Annotated in this window: 15 protein-coding genes and 2 tRNA genes; 5 read left to right on the top strand and 12 right to left on the bottom strand. The window is 63.6% G+C overall.

The window, feature by feature from the left end; all coding sequences use genetic code 11:
* Window position 1 precedes the first annotated feature (1 nt).
* From ACROUL_RS16190 to ACROUL_RS16180, 3 genes are all read right to left on the bottom strand, one after another.
* Window positions 2-1,219, bottom strand: coding sequence for an ABC transporter substrate-binding protein (locus tag ACROUL_RS16190; protein WP_431300479.1), 1,218 nt, complete (start codon window positions 1,217-1,219; stop codon window positions 2-4).
* 95 nt (window positions 1,220-1,314) lie between these two features.
* Window positions 1,315-1,389 (bottom strand) — tRNA-Glu (locus ACROUL_RS16185).
* Between the two features lie 55 nt (window positions 1,390-1,444).
* On the bottom strand, window positions 1,445-2,230 hold the full coding sequence (locus ACROUL_RS16180) for a lytic murein transglycosylase (RefSeq protein ID WP_431301327.1): 786 nt from the start codon (window positions 2,228-2,230) through the stop codon (window positions 1,445-1,447).
* Between the two features lie 174 nt (window positions 2,231-2,404).
* On the opposite strand from ACROUL_RS16180, the gene ACROUL_RS16175 reads away from it, so the two are divergent.
* Both ACROUL_RS16175 and ACROUL_RS16170 read left to right on the top strand, forming a co-directional pair.
* The gene (locus tag ACROUL_RS16175; RefSeq protein WP_431300478.1) at window positions 2,405-3,397 is read left to right on the top strand and encodes an MDR family oxidoreductase; all 993 of its coding nucleotides are present in this window, start codon (window positions 2,405-2,407) and stop codon (window positions 3,395-3,397) included.
* 216 nt (window positions 3,398-3,613) lie between these two features.
* Window positions 3,614-4,504, top strand: coding sequence for a DUF533 domain-containing protein (locus ACROUL_RS16170; RefSeq protein ID WP_431300477.1), 891 nt, complete (start codon window positions 3,614-3,616; stop codon window positions 4,502-4,504).
* Window positions 4,505-4,738: 234 nt separating this feature from the next.
* Here the strand turns inward: ACROUL_RS16170 and ACROUL_RS16165 are convergent.
* The 3 genes from ACROUL_RS16165 to ACROUL_RS16155 all read right to left on the bottom strand — a co-directional run bounded on the left by ACROUL_RS16165 (window position 4,739) and on the right by ACROUL_RS16155 (window position 7,194).
* Window positions 4,739-4,813: transfer RNA gene (locus ACROUL_RS16165), tRNA-Glu, on the bottom strand.
* A gap of 82 nt (window positions 4,814-4,895) precedes the next feature.
* The gene (recJ, locus tag ACROUL_RS16160) at window positions 4,896-6,644 is read right to left on the bottom strand and encodes a single-stranded-DNA-specific exonuclease RecJ (RefSeq protein WP_431300476.1); all 1,749 of its coding nucleotides are present in this window, start codon (window positions 6,642-6,644) and stop codon (window positions 4,896-4,898) included.
* Between the two features lie 91 nt (window positions 6,645-6,735).
* A complete protein-coding gene (locus ACROUL_RS16155; protein ID WP_431300475.1) occupies window positions 6,736-7,194 on the bottom strand; it encodes a cupin domain-containing protein in 459 nt (152 codons plus the stop codon).
* A gap of 119 nt (window positions 7,195-7,313) precedes the next feature.
* On the opposite strand from ACROUL_RS16155, the gene ACROUL_RS16150 reads away from it, so the two are divergent.
* A complete protein-coding gene (locus tag ACROUL_RS16150; protein ID WP_431300474.1) occupies window positions 7,314-8,228 on the top strand; it encodes a LysR substrate-binding domain-containing protein in 915 nt (304 codons plus the stop codon).
* A 16-nt stretch (window positions 8,229-8,244) separates the two neighbouring features.
* On the opposite strand, the gene glpX is transcribed toward ACROUL_RS16150, so the two are convergent.
* The 6 genes from glpX to ACROUL_RS16120 all read right to left on the bottom strand — a co-directional run bounded on the left by glpX (window position 8,245) and on the right by ACROUL_RS16120 (window position 13,928).
* Complete coding sequence (glpX, locus tag ACROUL_RS16145; protein WP_431300473.1) at window positions 8,245-9,210, bottom strand: class II fructose-bisphosphatase; 966 nt, start codon at window positions 9,208-9,210, stop codon at window positions 8,245-8,247.
* Between the two features lie 73 nt (window positions 9,211-9,283).
* The gene (locus tag ACROUL_RS16140) at window positions 9,284-10,573 is read right to left on the bottom strand and encodes a homoserine dehydrogenase (protein ID WP_431300472.1); all 1,290 of its coding nucleotides are present in this window, start codon (window positions 10,571-10,573) and stop codon (window positions 9,284-9,286) included.
* A gap of 89 nt (window positions 10,574-10,662) precedes the next feature.
* Window positions 10,663-10,965, bottom strand: a complete 303-nt coding sequence (locus tag ACROUL_RS16135; RefSeq protein ID WP_431300471.1) for a hypothetical protein — start codon at window positions 10,963-10,965, stop codon at window positions 10,663-10,665.
* 71 nt (window positions 10,966-11,036) lie between these two features.
* On the bottom strand, window positions 11,037-11,624 hold the full coding sequence (locus ACROUL_RS16130; RefSeq protein WP_431300470.1) for a TadE/TadG family type IV pilus assembly protein: 588 nt from the start codon (window positions 11,622-11,624) through the stop codon (window positions 11,037-11,039).
* Window positions 11,625-11,634: 10 nt separating this feature from the next.
* Window positions 11,635-12,189: a TadE/TadG family type IV pilus assembly protein gene (locus ACROUL_RS16125; protein ID WP_431300469.1), complete on the bottom strand. Its 555-nt coding sequence runs from the start codon at window positions 12,187-12,189 to the stop codon at window positions 11,635-11,637.
* Window positions 12,186-13,928 (bottom strand): pilus assembly protein TadG-related protein, encoded by a 1,743-nt coding sequence (locus ACROUL_RS16120; RefSeq protein ID WP_431300468.1) that lies wholly within the window; start codon window positions 13,926-13,928, stop codon window positions 12,186-12,188. Before ACROUL_RS16120 ends, ACROUL_RS16125 begins: the two co-directional genes overlap by 4 nt.
* 352 nt (window positions 13,929-14,280) lie before the next feature.
* On the opposite strand from ACROUL_RS16120, the gene ACROUL_RS16115 reads away from it, so the two are divergent.
* Together ACROUL_RS16115 and ACROUL_RS16110 are read left to right on the top strand one after the other, a co-directional pair.
* Window positions 14,281-15,714 carry a Glu/Leu/Phe/Val family dehydrogenase gene (locus ACROUL_RS16115; RefSeq protein WP_431300467.1) on the top strand — a complete coding sequence of 478 codons (1,434 nt, stop codon included), beginning with the start codon at window positions 14,281-14,283 and terminating at the stop codon, window positions 15,712-15,714.
* A gap of 142 nt (window positions 15,715-15,856) precedes the next feature.
* Window positions 15,857-17,107, top strand: coding sequence for a sarcosine oxidase subunit beta family protein (locus ACROUL_RS16110; RefSeq protein WP_431300466.1), 1,251 nt, complete (start codon window positions 15,857-15,859; stop codon window positions 17,105-17,107).
* The last annotated feature ends 21 nt before the right edge of the window (window positions 17,108-17,128 follow it).

Here is a 17,128-nt window from a genome sequence, read left to right as displayed (position 1 = left end):
GTCAGTTGCCGACGTTGGCGCGCCAACCGTCCTCGATTGCGGTGATCCAGTCGGCTTGCAGTTCGGGGAGAGCAGCCTGTGCCAGTTCGGATGCCGGAACCACCGACGGGTGCGCCTTGATCGCCGCGAACCCGGCCTGAATTTCGGCAGGGGTGCGGGTGATGTCGATGGCCGGGGCTGCACCCCACACCTCGGGCTTTGCCTTTTCCAACTGTTCTTCGGCTGACAGAAGCAGGTTCTGCACCACCAGCGCCGCCGCCTTGTTCGGTGAGTTGAACGGGATCAGCGTGTAATTGGTGTTGCCGATGGTGCCGTCGGTCAGCCCGAAGGACCGGGTGGTTTCGGGGTAGGTGCCGGCAGTGACCGCAAGGCCGAACTGCGCCGGTTCGTAGTTGAAGGTCAACGCCACCTCGTTGTTGGCGAAAAGCTCGTTCAACTGCACGATGGTGTTCGGATAGGTCCGGCCTTCGCGCCATAGGAATGGCTCGATCTCGTTCAGGATCGCCCATGTCTTGGCGGCGGCGGCGTCATATTTGGCCTGATCGAACGGCCCAAGCAGGTTTTCGGCGCCGCCGGCAGCGTAGTAGAACACATGGCGCACGAACACCGAGCCGGTGAAATCCGGCGGGGCGGGGTAGGTGAAGCGGCCGGGGTTGGCCTTGATCCAGTCGATTAGGGCCGGGATCGAGGTGGGCGGCGCTGGCAGGGTCGCGCCGTCATGGGCAAAGGCGAATTGCGCGGTGTTCCACGGCACCTCGCAGCCATCGACTGGCACGCCGAAATCGTTGGCGATGGCCGGGTTTTTCCAGTCGACGAGGGCATTGTTCGGCAAAAGGTCAGTATAGCCGCAAAACGCGAGGTCGCCCTGACGCATCGAGCGGAAGTTTTCGCCATTGATCCAGATGAGGTCGACGCTGCCTGCATCGGTCACGCCGGCGGCCTTTTCCGACAGCACGAGGTTCACCACTTCGGCCGCGTCGGCGACGCCGACCCGGTTCAGGGTGATGCCGTAGTCGCGCGCCAGGATGCCGCCGACATGGTCGGAGACGTATTGATTGATGACGTCCGATCCGCCCCACATGAACCAGTTGACGGTGCCGCCCTTGGCCTCGGCCACGATCTGATCCCAGGACATCACCTTCAGCGCCTCGCCGTCGGCGGTGTCGGCATGGGCGGTGGTGGCAAGCAGAAGGGTGGCAAGGGCGAAGCTGCGGAGCATGGCGGTTCCTGTGGCGGTGGTTTCGCGCACTTCAATCCGAACGTCCGCTGAAACGCCAGTCACACTGACGTTTGCGGTTTGAAACATGAGGAAAGTGGCAGCCCGTAGGGGAGTCGAACCCCTCTTACCTGGTTGAAAACCAGGTGTCCTAACCGATAGACGAACGGGCCACTGCGGCGCTTGGTAAGCGAGGCTGCGGTTTGGCGCAAGAGGGTTTATGGCGGCTTAGCCGTCGATGCGTGCGCCCATCAGCGCTATGGCCTGTTGGTAGACCTTGGCGGCGTTCCATTCCTTGATCACGGCAAAGTTCGGCTCGCCTTCCTGATAGCCCTTGCCCGGCTTCCAACCCTTCTGGCGCAGGTAGTTCGCCGTCGACGCCAGCGCATCGGTGACGTTGTTGAGGTCGACCACACCGTCGCCATTGCCATCCACGCCGTAGGTCAGTGCGTTGCCGGGCAGGAACTGGGTGTGCCCAAGTTCGCCGTGCTTGGCACCGATGGATTTGGTGCTGATCGACCCGCGATCGACAAGTTTCAGCGCGGCAAGGAGGTGGGGGGTGAAAAAGTCGGTGCGGCGGCAATCATAAGCCAGAGTCGCGATGGCCGAAACGACGTTGGTGTCGCCCATGAAGCCGCCAAAGGCGGTTTCCATGCCGTGAATGGCGATGATGACACCCGCCGGGACACCATACTGTGCCTCGAGGCTGGCGTAGAAATCCGGGTTCTTCTTCTTGCGCGTGCGGCCTTGGGCAACGATCGTGTCGGCGCCACGCACCTGAAGGAACTTGTCGAGACTGTATTTGAAGCTTTTCTGGTTGCGGTCAGCCGAGATGGTGGCCTTGGAGTAGGAGGTTCCCATCAGCGCCGCGATGCCCCGGCCGCCCACCCCGGCGGCGGCAGCCTCGGCGGCCATCGCCGGCTTCCACTCCTCATATCGGCCGCCGGTGTCGCTGCACGGGACGGCATGGGCGGCGGTGGCCGCAACGGCAAGCGAAGCGGCAAGGGAAAGCACAAGCGAGGACCGAAGCACAGGATCACCTTTTGATTGAACGTGTCATGACTTTATTGCCCGACCAGCGATAATCAAGCCAGTGTCTTGTGCCGTTCTACGGCGCGGACCTCAAGCAGGGTTTCGCAGGCTGCAAAGTTTGTTATGCCGGTAAGGCGGATCAACCGGGGAGGCATTATGACGTTCAGAGCGCTGGTGGTGGAGAAGGATGCCGAGGGCAAGACCCATGCGGCAGTGCAGGTGCTGGACGAGGCCGCGTTGCCTGCGGGCGATGTGACAGTGGCGGTCGAGTATTCCACGATCAACTACAAGGACGGGCTTTGCATCGGGCCGGGAGGCGGGCTGGTGCGGGCCTACCCGCATGTGCCGGGCATCGACTTTGCCGGAGTGGTCGAGGCGTCGGACGATGCCCGCTACCGCCCCGGCGACCGGGTGGTGCTGACCGGCTGGCGTGTTGGCGAAGCGCATTGGGGTGGCTACGCGCAAAAGGCGCGAGTAAAGGCGGATTGGCTGGTTCCGCTGCCCGAGGGGCTGACGACGCGGGCGGCGATGGCGGTCGGCACGGCGGGGTTCACCTCGATGCTGGCGGTGATGGCGCTGGAGGCACACGGGATGCAGCCGGGTCAGGGGCCGGTTCTGGTGACGGGGGCGGCCGGGGGTGTGGGTTCGGTAGCCGTGGCGCTGTTGGCGCGGGCCGGCTACGAGGTGGCGGCGGTGACCGGAAGGCCGGAAACCGAAGCCTACCTGCGCGGGCTTGGTGCAACACGGATCGTGCCGAGGGCGGAGCTTGCCGAAACCGTGAAGCGACCGCTGGAGACGGAAACCTGGGCCGGCTGCATCGATGCGGTCGGGGGGGCGATGCTGGCGCGGGTGCTGGGGCAGATGAAGCACGGCGCGTCGGTTGCGGCAGTCGGGCTGGCGGGGGGAGCGTCGTTGCCAGCGACGGTGATCCCGTTCCTGTTGCGCGGGGTGAACCTGCTGGGCATCGACAGCGTCACGCAGCCCTATGCGACGCGCGTGGTTGCGTGGGACCGGATCGCCCGCGAAATGCCGATGGATCTGCTGGAAGGGATGATTTCCACCGCGACGCTGGTGGACCTGCCGCGCCTCGGCGAAGAGATCCTCGCCGGGCAGGTGCGCGGTCGGGTTGTGGTGGATGTGAACGCCTGACGAACGGGAAAGCGACCCTGGTCGCTGACGGCGTCTTGGTAACCCGATGATCCGGGGCCGGTTTGACTTGACTGCATGAGACGGGACAACGCCGCTTCTGTCCGCCAGCTTTGTCAGGGCCAGATCTGGCAGCAAAATGCTTGCTCGGAAGAAATAAGCAGGCAATCGTTCCAGCGGCAGGCCGCTTGGGAATGTCGTAGTGTGGAGTGTGTTGAAATGAGTCTGCTGTCTACTCTTGCTAAGGTTGCCGTCGGCGTCGTGATAGCCAAGGGCGTGGGAAACATGATGCAGAACGCGGGTTCCGCACCCTCGGGCGGAACTGGCACTCCCGGTAGCGGCGGACTTTTCGGCGGCCCCAATTCGACCGGGCGACGCACCAGCCAAGCCCCCGGCGATTTGCAGGACATGATGAAGGACATTCTGGCCGGCAAGCCGGGCCAGAAGACCGCAGATAGCCACGTGGACACTGCCTCATCGGGCGGTGAGATGGGTGGGCTTGGCGGCCTTTTGGAGCAGTTGGCCGGCGGAGGCGACCAGGCTGTGCCCGCCTCGGGAAAGAAGGGCGGCTTGGACGACCTTCTAGGTCAGCTGTCAACGGGGCGTGGGGGCTTTGGTGATCTTCTGGGCGGTGCCGCTGCTGGGCGCACCGTAGCGCGCAGCACTGTGCCCGGCGTGAAAAAGAAGGAATTCGGCGAATTACTTAATCAGTCCGTTCGGAATTTTGGTGAGCCGGACGCTCAGCCGACGTCTGATCAGGAGGCATTTGCCGCCCTCATGCTGCGGGCAATGATTCAGGCGGCAAAGTCGGATGGCAAGATCGATGAAGCCGAGAAGAAAAAACTTCTTGGGTCGATGGGGGAAATCACGGATGAGGACATGGCCTTCCTCAAGGCCGAACTTGCTGCACCGGTCGATGTTGAGAAGCTTGTAAAGCAGGTTCCCAGAGGCCTTGGGCCGCAAGTATACTCGGTGTCGGTGATGGCGACCACGTTGGACAACCAGAACGAGGCGAACTACCTCGACGAACTGGCGCGAGGCTTGGGAATTGCTCCGGCCGAGGTGAACAAGATGCATTCGAAACTGGGCGTGCCAGCACTTTACGGCTGAGGCGTGTTGCAGTGAAACGGTAGCCGCGCGGGCAACTGCGCGGTTCCTTCCATCTTTCTGCTGCCCCACCGCGGCATCGAGCCACCCCCTTCAGCGTCGTGCGAATAGACGTTGCCAGGCAAGACGGTGATCAGACGGAATTGCCAGATATCTGACTGATCATGCACGACACCAATCGGCGGCAAACTAACGCCCAGACACCCTTAAGGTCGCGTATCGCGCTATTGGGAAAAGTGGCAGCCCGTAGGGGAGTCGAACCCCTCTTACCTGGTTGAAAACCAGGTGTCCTAACCGATAGACGAACGGGCCACGCTTTCGGTGCGGCGGTGTCTAAAGCTGGTGTCAGGCTTCTGCAAGCAGAAAAATGCCGTTCTTTTGATCGAGGCTGCGGTCAGGAGGGCGCGGCATCATCGACGCGCAACTGCACCCGCGCACGGCCATTCCAGTGGTTCAGTTCAACCTTTCCGGCGACGTGGAAACGCCGGTGGCCGACGTTTTCCAGCGCCGGGCCAAGCGGGCCGTCGAAGGCACCGAAGATGATGCCGTCAAGGGCGGGACCGGAGCCATCGGACAGGCTGACCTTCAGGTGGCTTTCGCCGACGCGTCGGGTGGCGACTGCGACATTGGCAAAGGCAAAGCGGGGGGCGGGGGCAGCGGCGCCGAAGGGGCCGGCGGCCTCGATCTGCTCCAGAAGCGGAATGGTGGCGGCAGAGGTCATCAGCAGGCTGTCGATGCGCAGGTCGGCGGGGCCGCCTGCGCCAGAACCTTGCCTCGCCAGCAACTCGCCAAGGCGGGCCATCGCAGGTTCCAGTTGGTCGCGGGTCAGGGTCAGGCCCGCCGCCATCTTGTGCCCGCCCCCCTTCAGGATCAGCCCTTCGGCGGCAATGCGCTGGATCGCGGCGCCAAGATCGACGCCGGGCACCGAACGCGCAGAGCCTTTTCCTATACCATCCTCGAACCCGATCACCACGGCGGGCCGGTGGGTCGCCTCTTTCAGGCGGGCGGCAACGATGCCGACGACGCCGGGATGCCAGCCATCAGCGGCCGCCCAGACCAGCGGGCCGTCGGTGCCGCGCGCATCGCACTGCGCCAGGGCTTCTTCACGGACGCGCGCCTCGATCTCGCGGCGGTCGGTGTTCAACTGGTCAAGCCGCGCGGCAAGGCTGGCGGCAAGGGCCGGGTCGTCACAGCAAAGCAGTCGCGCGCCAAGGTCGGCCTGACCAATGCGGCCCCCGGCATTGACGCGCGGGCCAAGGAGGAACCCGAGCGCGTAGGTAGTGGGCGCCTGATCCATGCGGGCGATGTCGGCCAGTGCGCGCAGACCGTGGCGGTCGCGGCGGGCCATGACCTTCAGGCCCTGACGCACGAAGGCGCGGTTCACGCCGACAAGGGGTGCCACATCGGCAACCGTCGCCAGCGCCACAAGGTCAAGCATCGCCATGAGGTCGGGGCCGGTGATGCCGGTGGCGCGCAGCTGGCGGTTGGCCTCGACCAAAAGCAGGAACACGACCCCGGCGGCGCACAGATGGGCAAGCGTGCCGTCCTCGTCCTGCCGGTTCGGGTTCACCACGGCAAGCGCATCGGGCAGCGTTTCCAGCGCGAGGTGGTGGTCAAGGATCACCACATCGGCGCCCTTTGCCGCGGCCACGGGTTCGTGGCTGAGGGTGCCGCAATCGACGCAGACAATCAGGTCATGCGTGGCGGCGAGGCTGGCCATCGCCGCGACGTTCGGGCCGTAACCTTCGTCGATCCGGTCGGGGATATAGAGCGTGGCGTCGCGCCCCATCGCGCGCAGCCAGATCAGCAAAAGCGCCGCAGATGCCCCACCGTCGACATCGTAATCGGCAAAGACGGCAATCCGCTCGGCGCGGGTGGCGGCGCGGATCAGGCGGGCGGCAGCAGGTGCCATGTCGCGAAGGGAGAGCGGATCGGGGAGGAGATCGCGCAGCGACGGGGCGAGGTAGGCCTCTGCGTCGGCCGGGGAGACGTTGCGCGACACCAGAATGCGGCAAAGCGGAAGCGGAAGCCGGGTGGCCTGCACCATCGCCTCGGCCAGACGGTCGGCCTCGGCGCTGGGGCCGATCCAGCGGCGGCCGGTAAGCGAGGTTTCGACGTTGAGGAAGGCTGGGGCGCGAAGCATGGCACAGGGGTGCCGCAAAGGGCCGGTCCTTGCAAGGGGCGTCGGGCCCGTTGGGGGCAGGCTGGACATGACGCCCAGCCTGCGGTGCCGATCAGGCTGCCTCGGCAGCGTCGAAGACGAAGCGCAGGTTGAAACGTTCGCCGATCTGGCAGATCCGGTCGACCGAGGGCGCGTCTTCGCTGGCCACAGCCGGGAAAAACCCCTCGAACCCGCCCGGGGTCACCACCACCATCAGATGGCCGATGCTGTCACCGATGTTCTGGAACCGGTGCACCGCGCCGCGCGGCACCATGACAAGGCCACCTTCGGTCAGTTCGACGCGTGTGCCGTTGCACCAAAACGCGAAATGGCCTTGCAGGACGCGGAAGAATTCATCTTCTTTTTCATGCACATGGAATGGCGGGCCTTCGCCAGCGGGAACCTCGGCCTCAAAGCAGCCGAGGCTCCCTCCGGTCTGGTCCGCGGTAATGCGGATGATGTGGCGACCGAATGCCATGGCCTCGTGGCCGGCTCCGGCGGGGGAAAGGACAGCCTGGTTGAATGTGGTCATTTCTATCTCCTCGGTTGAAAATCGTGGGTAAATTTGGTTTCGTGAGGGGGTGTATACTCGCGCGAAGGGCCTGTGATAATCCGGCCGGACCTTGCATGATTGTCTGGATGACTTGACGAATGAAGACGGTTGATCCGCTGCATGGCGTGGCGGCTTTTCTGGCTGTGGCCGAACATCAGGGCTTTACCGCCGGGGCGGCGGCGCTGGGGCTGACGCGCGCGACGGTCAGTGCGCAGGTCGCCGATCTTGAAGCGCGGCTTGGCGTGCGGCTGTTGCACCGATCCACGCGGAACGTGCGGCTGACACCGGCGGGGCAGGCCTACCGCGACCGTCTGGCCGACCTGCCCGGGCGGCTGACCGAGGCGGAGCGGGCGGCGCGTGCCGAACAGACGGTGCCAGAAGGACGGCTAAGGGTCACGGCTCCGCCCGACCTTGGGGTGCGGTTTCTGGTGCCGTGGGTGGCCGAGTTCCTGCGCCAGCATCCCGGCATATCCATCGACATGGAACTGTCGAACGCGCCGCGCAACCTGATTGAAAGCCGGTTTGACCTTGCCATTCGTGGCACGCTGGAGGTGGGGCCGAACCTGATCACCCGCGCGCTGGGCCAATCACGTCTGATCACCTGCGCGCGGGCCGATTACCTGATGCGTCGGGGGGTGCCAGACCAACCCGGCGATCTGGCGGGCCATGACCTGCTGCATTTTTCAGGCCTGCGGCAGGGGCGGAGCTGGACCTTCCTGCGCGGCGAAGAGCGCACCGATGTGCCGGTAAGCCCCCGGATGGAGCTGTCTGAAGGATGGGCGCTACGCACCGCGGCGCTGGAAGGGGCAGGCGTGGTGCAACTGCCCGCGTTCGTGGTGGGTCACGACGTGCGCGAAGGCCGGCTGGTGCCGATTCTGGCCGGCTGGAGGGGGCGACCCGTGCCGTTGCACGCAGTCTACCCCGACAACCGGCTGATCGCCGCAAGGGTGCGGGCGTTCGTGACCTTTCTGGCGGCCAAGGCGAAGGCCGAGGTCGACCTTCAGCCCGAGTAGGCGCAGCGCACCAGCGTCACCGCACCGGACTGCGGTAGGAAATGCGCCGCACCGACCCGGTCTTGGACCGCATCAGGATGGTTTCCAGCGTCACGCAATGCGGCTCGCGCTTGATCCCGGCCAGAAGCGAACCGGTGGTCACTCCGGTGGCTGCAAAAATCACATCAGCGCGAACCAGATCGTCGCGGGTGTAGACGCGGTCGAAGTTGGTGATGCCGGCCTTGCGCGCGCGGGCACGCTCGTCGTCGTTGCGGAACAGAAGCTTGCCGAAGAACTGCCCGCCCATGCATTTCAGCGCGGCGGCCGCCAGCACCCCTTCGGGTGCGCCGCCCGAGCCCATGTACATGTCTATGCCGGTGATCTCGGGTTCGGCGCAGTGCATGACGCCGGCCACGTCGCCGTCGGTGATCAACCGGATCGCGGCACCGGTGGAGCGGAGTTCGTGGATCATCTCTTCGTGGCGCGGACGTTCGAGCACGCAGACGGTGATGTCTTCGGTCGAGCAGCCCTTGGCGGCGGCAAGGGCCGAGACGCGCTCGGAAGGCGTCATCGTCAGGGTCACGGTGCCGGTCTTGAAGCCGGGGCCGATCGCCAGTTTGTCCATGTAGACGTCGGGGGCGTGCAAAAGCGTGCCGCGCGGGGCCATCGCGATCACCGTCAGGGCGTTCGGCATGTCCTTGGCGGTGAGAGTGGTACCTTCCAGCGGGTCTAGCGCGATGTCGACGGCGGGGCCAGAGCCGGTGCCGACCTCTTCGCCGATATAGAGCATCGGGGCCTCGTCCCGTTCACCCTCGCCGATCACCACGACGCCGGCGATGTCGAGAAGGTTCAGCTGGTCGCGCATCGCGTTGACGGCGGCCTGATCGGCGGCCTTCTCATCGCCGCGCCCGATGAGGCCAGCGGAGGCCAGGGCGGCGGCTTCGGAAACGCGGGCAAGGCCCAACGAGAGCATACGGTCTTGAAATTGCGTTTTGTCGGACATTTGATCCAATTCCTGTGGCTTTGGATCGGTCTATCCGGGTCAACCGCAGCGGGCAAGCACGGTGGCGCTAACGTCAGACTTCCTCGATACGGATTGCGACCGGCGCGTCGACCAGAACGCCGGTTTCGGCGAATTGGGCGGTTGCATGGACGATATCCCCCGGGGCGGCCTTGTGCGTGACGATGAGCACAGTGGCATGGACACCAACGTGGCCATACTGGCGCATCTGGTCGATGGAAATGCCCGCATCGCCAAGGCAGGTCGCGATCTTTGCCAAGGCGCCGGGTTTGTCCAGAAGCGTCATCCGAAGGTAATAGGGTGCGGGGGTTGCGGCAAGTGCTGCGGTAGGGATGGCGAGCGTGGTGGCGGGCTGGCCGAACGTGGGGATGCGACTGCCGCGGGCAATGTCGATCACGTCGGCCATGACGGCCGAGGCGGTTGGGCCCATACCGGCGCCGGGGCCACGCATGACGATCTGGCCGACACTGTCGCCTTCCAGGACCACCATGTTCGTGCCGCCCTGCAACTGACCGAGCGGGCTGTCCGCCGGGACTAGGCAGGGGGTCATGCGCTGTTCCAGCCCGCGCCCGGTCATCTGCGCCACGCCCAGCAGCTTGATGCGGTAGCCCATGTCTTCGGCGAGACGAATGTCGTCGATCGAGACACTGCCGATCCCTTCAAGTTCGACCGCGTCGAACGACACGCGGGTGCCGAAGGCAATAGCTGCAAGCAGCGACAATTTGTGGCCCGCATCGATGCCGCCGACGTCAAGGTTCGGGTCGGCCTCCAGATAGCCAAGCTGGCGTGCCTCTTCGAACACCTGATCGTAGGGTAGGCCTGCGGACTGCATCCGCGTCAGGATATAGTTGCAGGTGCCGTTCATTACGCCCATCACCCGCTTGATGCGGTTGCCGGCCAGCCCTTCGGTCAACGCCTTGATAACCGGGATGCCACCGGCGACGGCGGCTTCGAAGCGGATCACGCGTCCCTTCGCTTCGGCGGCTTCGGCCAGCGCCTGACCGTTGTGGGCAAGCAGCGCCTTGTTGGCGGTGACCACGTCTTTGCCAGCGGCGATGGCGGCTTCGGTGGCCGCCTTGGCGGGGCCGTCATGGCCGCCCATAACCTCGACGAAAACGTCGATGTCATCGCGGCGGGCAAGGGCAACCGGATCAGTCTCCCAGGCGTAGGCCGACAGGTCGGCGTCACGGTTTTTCGACCGATCGCGCGCCGAGACGGCAGTGATGGTGACCGAGCGGCCGGTGCGCGCGGCGATCAGGTCGGCCTGACGCTGGACGATCTGCACGACGCCGATACCAACGGTTCCAAGACCGGCAAGACCAAGACGCAGGGGGGCGGCGGGCATGGGGAACCTCGTGCAAAGCGGACGGCTGAGTTGGGCTGTCTGTTAGCCGGTTGAAAGGGCCGGTGCAACGGCCCCCGCCGGGCTTGGCGTCATGGGGCGTTTTCGCGGGCGGCCGCTTCAAGCCGGGCGCGGGTTTCGGGGTCGTGGACCGCGCCGCGCATCAGAGCCGCGCGCGCTTTCAGCCGTGCGGCGCGGTCCGCGACAGAGGTGGGCGCGAAGGGTTTGCCCACGTCAGCCTCGGCCAAGAGCGTGTCAAGCGGCACCAGTTGAGGGGGCGTCGGGATCGTCGAGGCGGGAACGGCGTCGACTTCCGGGAAGGTGGCGCAGGCGGTCAGGACAAAGCCCGCCACACCCAGAAGGCCGACAAAGATGGCGGCGGAAAAGCGGGGCATCTGGCAACCTCCGACCGACGGTTCGGGGCAGGGTAGCCGGGCTTTGGATCAGGTTAAAGGGCGCTTTCGCCTTATGGGTCGGGCGGGCAGGCGGGAATGGTCATGCAGATCCGCCGGTAAAAGCGCGGTCGGGTCACGATGAACTGCTGGAACGTCTGCGGCGAGACGCCGGTGCCCACGTTCATCACGCCGGTGTTGAAGCCGGGGATATAGTCAACCTCGGTTTCGACGATCACCACGGAATCGAGGTGGGACATGTTCGGTACTCGCGTTTTGAGCGGTTGAACGGATGTTTGCGTATAGGCCGGCATCTTGGTCGGAGAACTGCTGTGCGAAAACAACAGAAGATAGCGGTTGTTCGGCTGGTCGTACTGGATGCTGGTGATCCGCATCCTCGATCCGGCCGAGCCCATCGTCAGGAAATCAAGGACGTTCTTCATGCCGTCGACATAGGTCGGCGTTACCACGGCTTGCCGCGACATCAGGTCGGCGATGGAATAGGCGGCCTTTTGCGAGGTGTTGATGGTGCGGAACAGGTCCCAGTAGACGAACAGGGCCAGGAACGCCCAGATCAATAGCGGCAGCATGATCAGCGCTTCGGCCAAGAGCACGCCGCTTTCGTCTTGCCAGAAGTTCTTGAGGTTGCGTTCGACCATCATCACTGGATCCTCAACCCGGCTCGTTCACGAAGACGGATGTGCTGACGAGGGCGAACTCGCCATCGGACCGGATCATTGCGGCGCCCACGGCGGTGGTCGAGAACATCGGCTCCTCTCGCAGGCAGACGCGCATCAGCATGATGTCGTTGGCGTTGCCGGGTGCGAATTCGCCGGCGGGAATCGTCGTAAGCGGAGCGACTCCGGCAGTTTTGTCTACGCAGGCGTCCGGAGGGTTGATGTCAAAACTGGCGTTGAGCGGCTGAAGCCAGATGCGGATGGAATCGAGGCAGCCATTCAAGGACGAGATCAGCGCGCTGCGTTTGCAGATCGCATCCTTCAGAAGCGCGTGGCCCGCAGTCGGTGTCGTGCCGGTGGGGATAAGCGTGCCAAGGCGCAGATCGCGCACGACCTGATCGACGCTGCGTTCCAGCATGACATGGCGGACCATGTAATAGCTGCTTTCGAACGAGGCGAAGAATATGGTCAGCACCAGCGGCACGACGAAACAAAATTCGATCGTCGAAGTCCCGTCTTCGGCCTTCAGGAAATGCTGGAGGCGGGTCATTGCGTCAGCCTCAGTTCCGAGATGTTGGTCGCGATCTGCTGGAACGCGGCATCAAGTGCGGTGCCGTTGGTGGAGTTGAAGTAGTAGTTCGTCTTTGGGCTGGACGCGCAGTTGTTGATCACCGTTTGGCCAATCGCGGGGGCTGCGAAGGCGATACCGTAGATTTCGATACCGGCAGTCTTGGCCGCTGCGCAATTTGACGCCAGAAGCGAGTCAAGCGTGGTCGCTGGAATATAGGTGGTGCGGAACATGTTCATCAGCGTGGTATTGCTGATGCCTGTGTTCGAGCGTCCGTAAAGCTGCCGGGTTACATAGCTGATCGACAGGTAGCGCCAAACCTCGCTCCAATCGAGGCGGACCGCGGTGCCGCTGCCGGTCCATGCTGGTGTTGCACGCCATGCCGCAGACTGACAGTTGGTGGTGGTGTTGGTCTTGAGGTGATTTACGAAATAGGTGTTGGTGCCTGCGCAGGATGGTCGCGCCGTGTTCGTCAGTGCCGTGCCCCCTGTCGTGAACTGGATCGCGTAGTTTCCATCTTGGCCGCGCCAGATAGGCGAAGGGCCGGTCTTGTAGGCGTCCGGCACGAAGTCGGTGGCGACGTTTTCACCGTCCGTCATCAAGACGATGATCTTGCGGGTGTCGGTGGAGGTATTGTCGGCCGGGCGGCCAGCCATCTCGGGTTCGGTTATCAGTGCCGAATAGATCGGGCGTGCAGACTGGTCCAGGAGCGCTACGCCCCAGCGCATGCCGATCGCGATCGAGGTATTGCCACCATGGGTCAACGCGCTGATGCGGCTTCTGATCGTGGTGGCGTTCAGGGATGGCAGCGACACCCGGTTGGCGGTGGTCGGGTTGCAAGACCGATTGCCGGGGTTATCGACCGGTGCGGCGCTCGATAGAGCCAGGAAGTTGGTGGTGGTGCTGACACTGGTGACCGTATCGGCCACAGCCATCATCGGCATGGGCGTGGTTCTGGAGAGTGCAGTCGTGCTGTAACTGCTCTGCGGGATCTCGACGCAGTTTGCGTTCGGGAAGCCCGCGTTCGGCACACCGTCATAGGTGGCCACGTTGGTGACCGTGTATTGCTGGCGCAGGTTGGCGGGGATGTTCACTTGCGCGTTGTACGGGACGATGCCGATCGACACCTGATTGAAGGTGTCGAGGTTCTTAATGGTGGTCACGAATTTCGTGGCCGAGGCGCGCAGTGCCGCGATCTTGGTGCTGCCGCTGCCATCACTGTTGCCCATCGAACCGGAGACGTCGAGAACGAGGATCACCTCGATCTGCGACACGCCCTGTTGCGCGCTGGTGGTGTTCACGCTTTCCAGCGTGTCGACATCCATCATGTGCATGAAGAAGTTGTAGGATGTGACCTTCGCGCTGGCTTCGACCTTGCGGTAGGTGGAATTGCTGTCGACCACCACCGTCGGCGTTGCGAAATCGACCATTTCCACACCGTCACCTAGGTTGGCCTTGGCGAAATAGTCGTCGAACACGGCTTTCGGGACCAACCCCTGTTTGAGGCTGGCCGAGGCCAGGGCGGCGCGGTCCATTGTCTGTTGCAGGGCGACGCGGCGAGTCTCGTAGCGCATCACGTCAACTGCGATGCCGCCGAACATCAGCATCAGAAGGAACATCGCCAGCATGAAAAATGCCATCACACCGCGTTCGTCATTGTAAAAGCGGTAGAGCGAAATGCGTTCACGGGCGGCCACAGAAGCCGCAGCTATGGTTTTCATCACTATACCCGTTCCAAACATACAAGCCTGTCGGCAGCGACAGACGTTCCCAAGAATGATGATTGTCACAAGGTTGGGCGGAAGTGTGGCAACAGTGCGCTTGGCTTGGGGAATTGCTGGTGGTTGGAAACGATCTATCGCCGAATTCGGCATTGTTTGCCCGTCTTGAAGAAACAAACACGCTAAGGTTGAGTGTACTCGCCTTGTTTGGGTAAACTGATTCGATTTTTAACCGCCACAATGCTGCCTTAATTGGCCACTCGCGCGCCGGGATGACGGGTGCATCCGGCCAGAATGCCCGATAGGGTGGGCCTTGGTGCGGTGCGCACCGTGCCTGACAGGGAGGAACGGAATGCAGATTTCAGGTGAGCCAAGTTTTCGCGAGTCGGTCGATCTGATGTTCAACCGTGCGGTGAAGCTGATGGATATGAGCCCCGGGTTGGAGCAGAAGATCCGGGTCTGCAACTCTACCTATACGGTGCGGTTCGGGGTGCGGCTGCGCGGCAAGATCGAGACTTTCACCGGCTATCGTTCGGTGCACTCCGAACATATGGAGCCGGTGAAGGGTGGCATTCGCTACGCCCTCAGCGTCAACCAGAACGAGGTGGAGGCGTTGGCAGCGCTGATGACTTACAAATGTGCGCTGGTGGAAACTCCGTTCGGCGGATCGAAGGGCGGGCTTTGCATCGACCCGCGCGCCTGGGACGAACATGAGCTGGAGCAGATCACCCGCCGCTTCGCCTATGAACTGATCAAGCGTGACCTGATCAACCCGGCGCAGAACGTGCCCGCGCCAGACATGGGCACGGGCGAGCGCGAGATGGCGTGGATCGCCGATCAGTATGCCCGGATGAACACCACCGACATCAACGCCAAGGCCTGCGTCACCGGCAAGCCGCCGCATGCCGGCGGCATTCAGGGCCGGGTTGAGGCGACGGGCCGGGGCGTGCAATACGCGCTGCGCGAATTCTTCCGCTACCCCGAGGATGTGGCCAAGGCGCGCCTTTCCGGCGGGCTGGAGGGCAAGCGGGTCATCGTTCAGGGCCTTGGCAACGTTGGCTATCACGCGGCGAAGTTCCTGAGCGAGGAGGATGGCTGCATCATCACCTCGATCATCGAACGTGACGGCGCGCTGCTCAGCGACACAGGCCTTGATGTCGAGGACGTGCGCCAGTGGATGAATGCCAACGACGGGCTGCTGGCTGGCTACCCCAAGGCGCGGCATGTCGAGGACGGCGCGGCGGTGCTGGAGGAGGCGTGCGATCTGCTGATTCCGGCGGCGATGGAAGGCGTTATCAACCTTGGCAACGCCGCCCGCATCAAGGCGCCGTTGATCATCGAGGCGGCGAACGGGCCGGTGACCTATGGCGCCGACGAGGTGTTGCGCCAGAAGGGCGTGGTGATCATCCCCGACATGTATGCTAACGCGGGTGGCGTCACGGTCAGCTACTTCGAATGGGTCAAGAACCTGTCCCACATCCGCTTTGGCCGGATGCAGAGGCGGGCCGAAGAAGCCCGGTCACGGCTTCTGGTCGAGGAATTGGAGCGGTTGAGTGCTGACCAGCACCTCGGCTGGTCTCTGACAGCTGATTTCAAGGAACGCTTTCTGACCGGCTCGGATGAACTGGCCTTGGTGCGGTCCGGTCTCGACGACACGATGCGGACTGCCTATCAGGCGATGCGCAAGATCTGGCACGAACGCGACGACGTCGAGGATCTGCGGGTCGCAGCCTACATCGTGTCGATCAGCCGGGTGGCAGCGACCTACCGGTCAAAGGGGCTGTGACCGCACGCCGCGTCGCCGCGCCACGGAAACGCGCGAAAAGGCGACATCTGATGTCGCAGCCCGCACTTCCGTGTCGGGGTGGGGCTTGCATCTTTGGCGGTGACGGTCTTCTACTCCAACCGTCGCGAGCGGGATGGATGTGATGCGCTATTCAGGGCTGAAGGTGATCTGGGAAGGCTTGACCGGAAATACCGGCTGGGCACCCGCATGGCGCGACCCCGCGCCCAAGGCGGAATATGACGCGATCATCATCGGTGGCGGCGGGCACGGGTTGTCCACCGCCTATTACCTGGCCAAGAACCACGGGATGACCAACATCGCCGTGCTGGAAAAGGGCTACATCGGTTCGGGCAACATCGGCCGCAACACGACAATCGTGAGGGCCAACTACTTCCTGCCGGGGAACTCAGAATTCTACTCGCATTCCCTGAAGCTATGGGAAGGGCTTGAGGCGGACCTGAACTACAACGTGATGCATTCGCAGCGCGGGCTGATAAATCTGTTCCACAGCGACGGGCAGCGCGACGCCTTCGTGCGGCGCGGCAATGCGATGATCAACCAGGGCGACGATGCGATCCTCTTGGACCGCGACGGGGTGCGCGAGCAGCTTCCCTACCTTGATTTCGAACAGACCCGGTTCCCGATCTATGGCGGCCTGTTGCATCCACGCGGCGGTAGTGCCCGGCATGACGCGGTTGCCTGGGGCTATGCGCGCGGCGCGGACAAACGCGGGGTCGACCTGATCCAGAACTGCGAGGTGACGGGTATCGACATCGAGAATGGCGTGGTGCGCGGAGTGCAGACCACGCGCGGCGCGATCCGGGCGAAGAAGGTGGGGATCATTGTCGCGGGCCGGTCAAGCCAAGTGGCCGCGATGGCCGGGATGCGGCTGCCGATCGAAAGCCATGTCTTGCAGGCCTTCGTTACCGAAGGGCTGAAGCCGGTGATCAACCATGTGATCAGCTTCGGCATGGGCCACTTCTATATCAGCCAGTCCGACAAGGGGGGCCTCGTGTTCGGCGGCGATCTGGATTTCTACGCCAGTTACGCCAGCCGTGGGAACCTGCCGATGGTCGAGCATGTGATGGAGGCCGGCATGACGCTGATGCCGATGATCGGGCGGGCCAAGGTGCTGCGGTCCTGGGGCGGGATCATGGACATGTCGCCGGACGGGTCGCCCATCATCGACAAGACGCATGTCGATGGGTTGTTCCTCGATTGTGGCTGGAACTACGGGGGCTTCAAGGCGGTGCCTGCGTCGGGCTGGTGCATGGCGCATCTGATGGCCACGGGCGAAAGCCACGAGGTGGCGCGGAAGTTCCGGCTGAACCGCTTTGCGACGGGGCATCTTCTGGATGAAGAAGGCACCGGCAGCCAGCACAACCTGCATTGAGGAGCCGTGCCATGCGATCAA

It is taken from the genome of Tabrizicola sp. BL-A-41-H6 (genome assembly GCF_050632395.1).
In the GTDB taxonomy this organism is placed as follows: Bacteria; Pseudomonadota; Alphaproteobacteria; order Rhodobacterales; family Rhodobacteraceae; genus JAUYQR01.
Note: the sequence above shows the minus strand (reverse complement) of the source record. Positions and strands in the feature narration are given on the sequence as shown.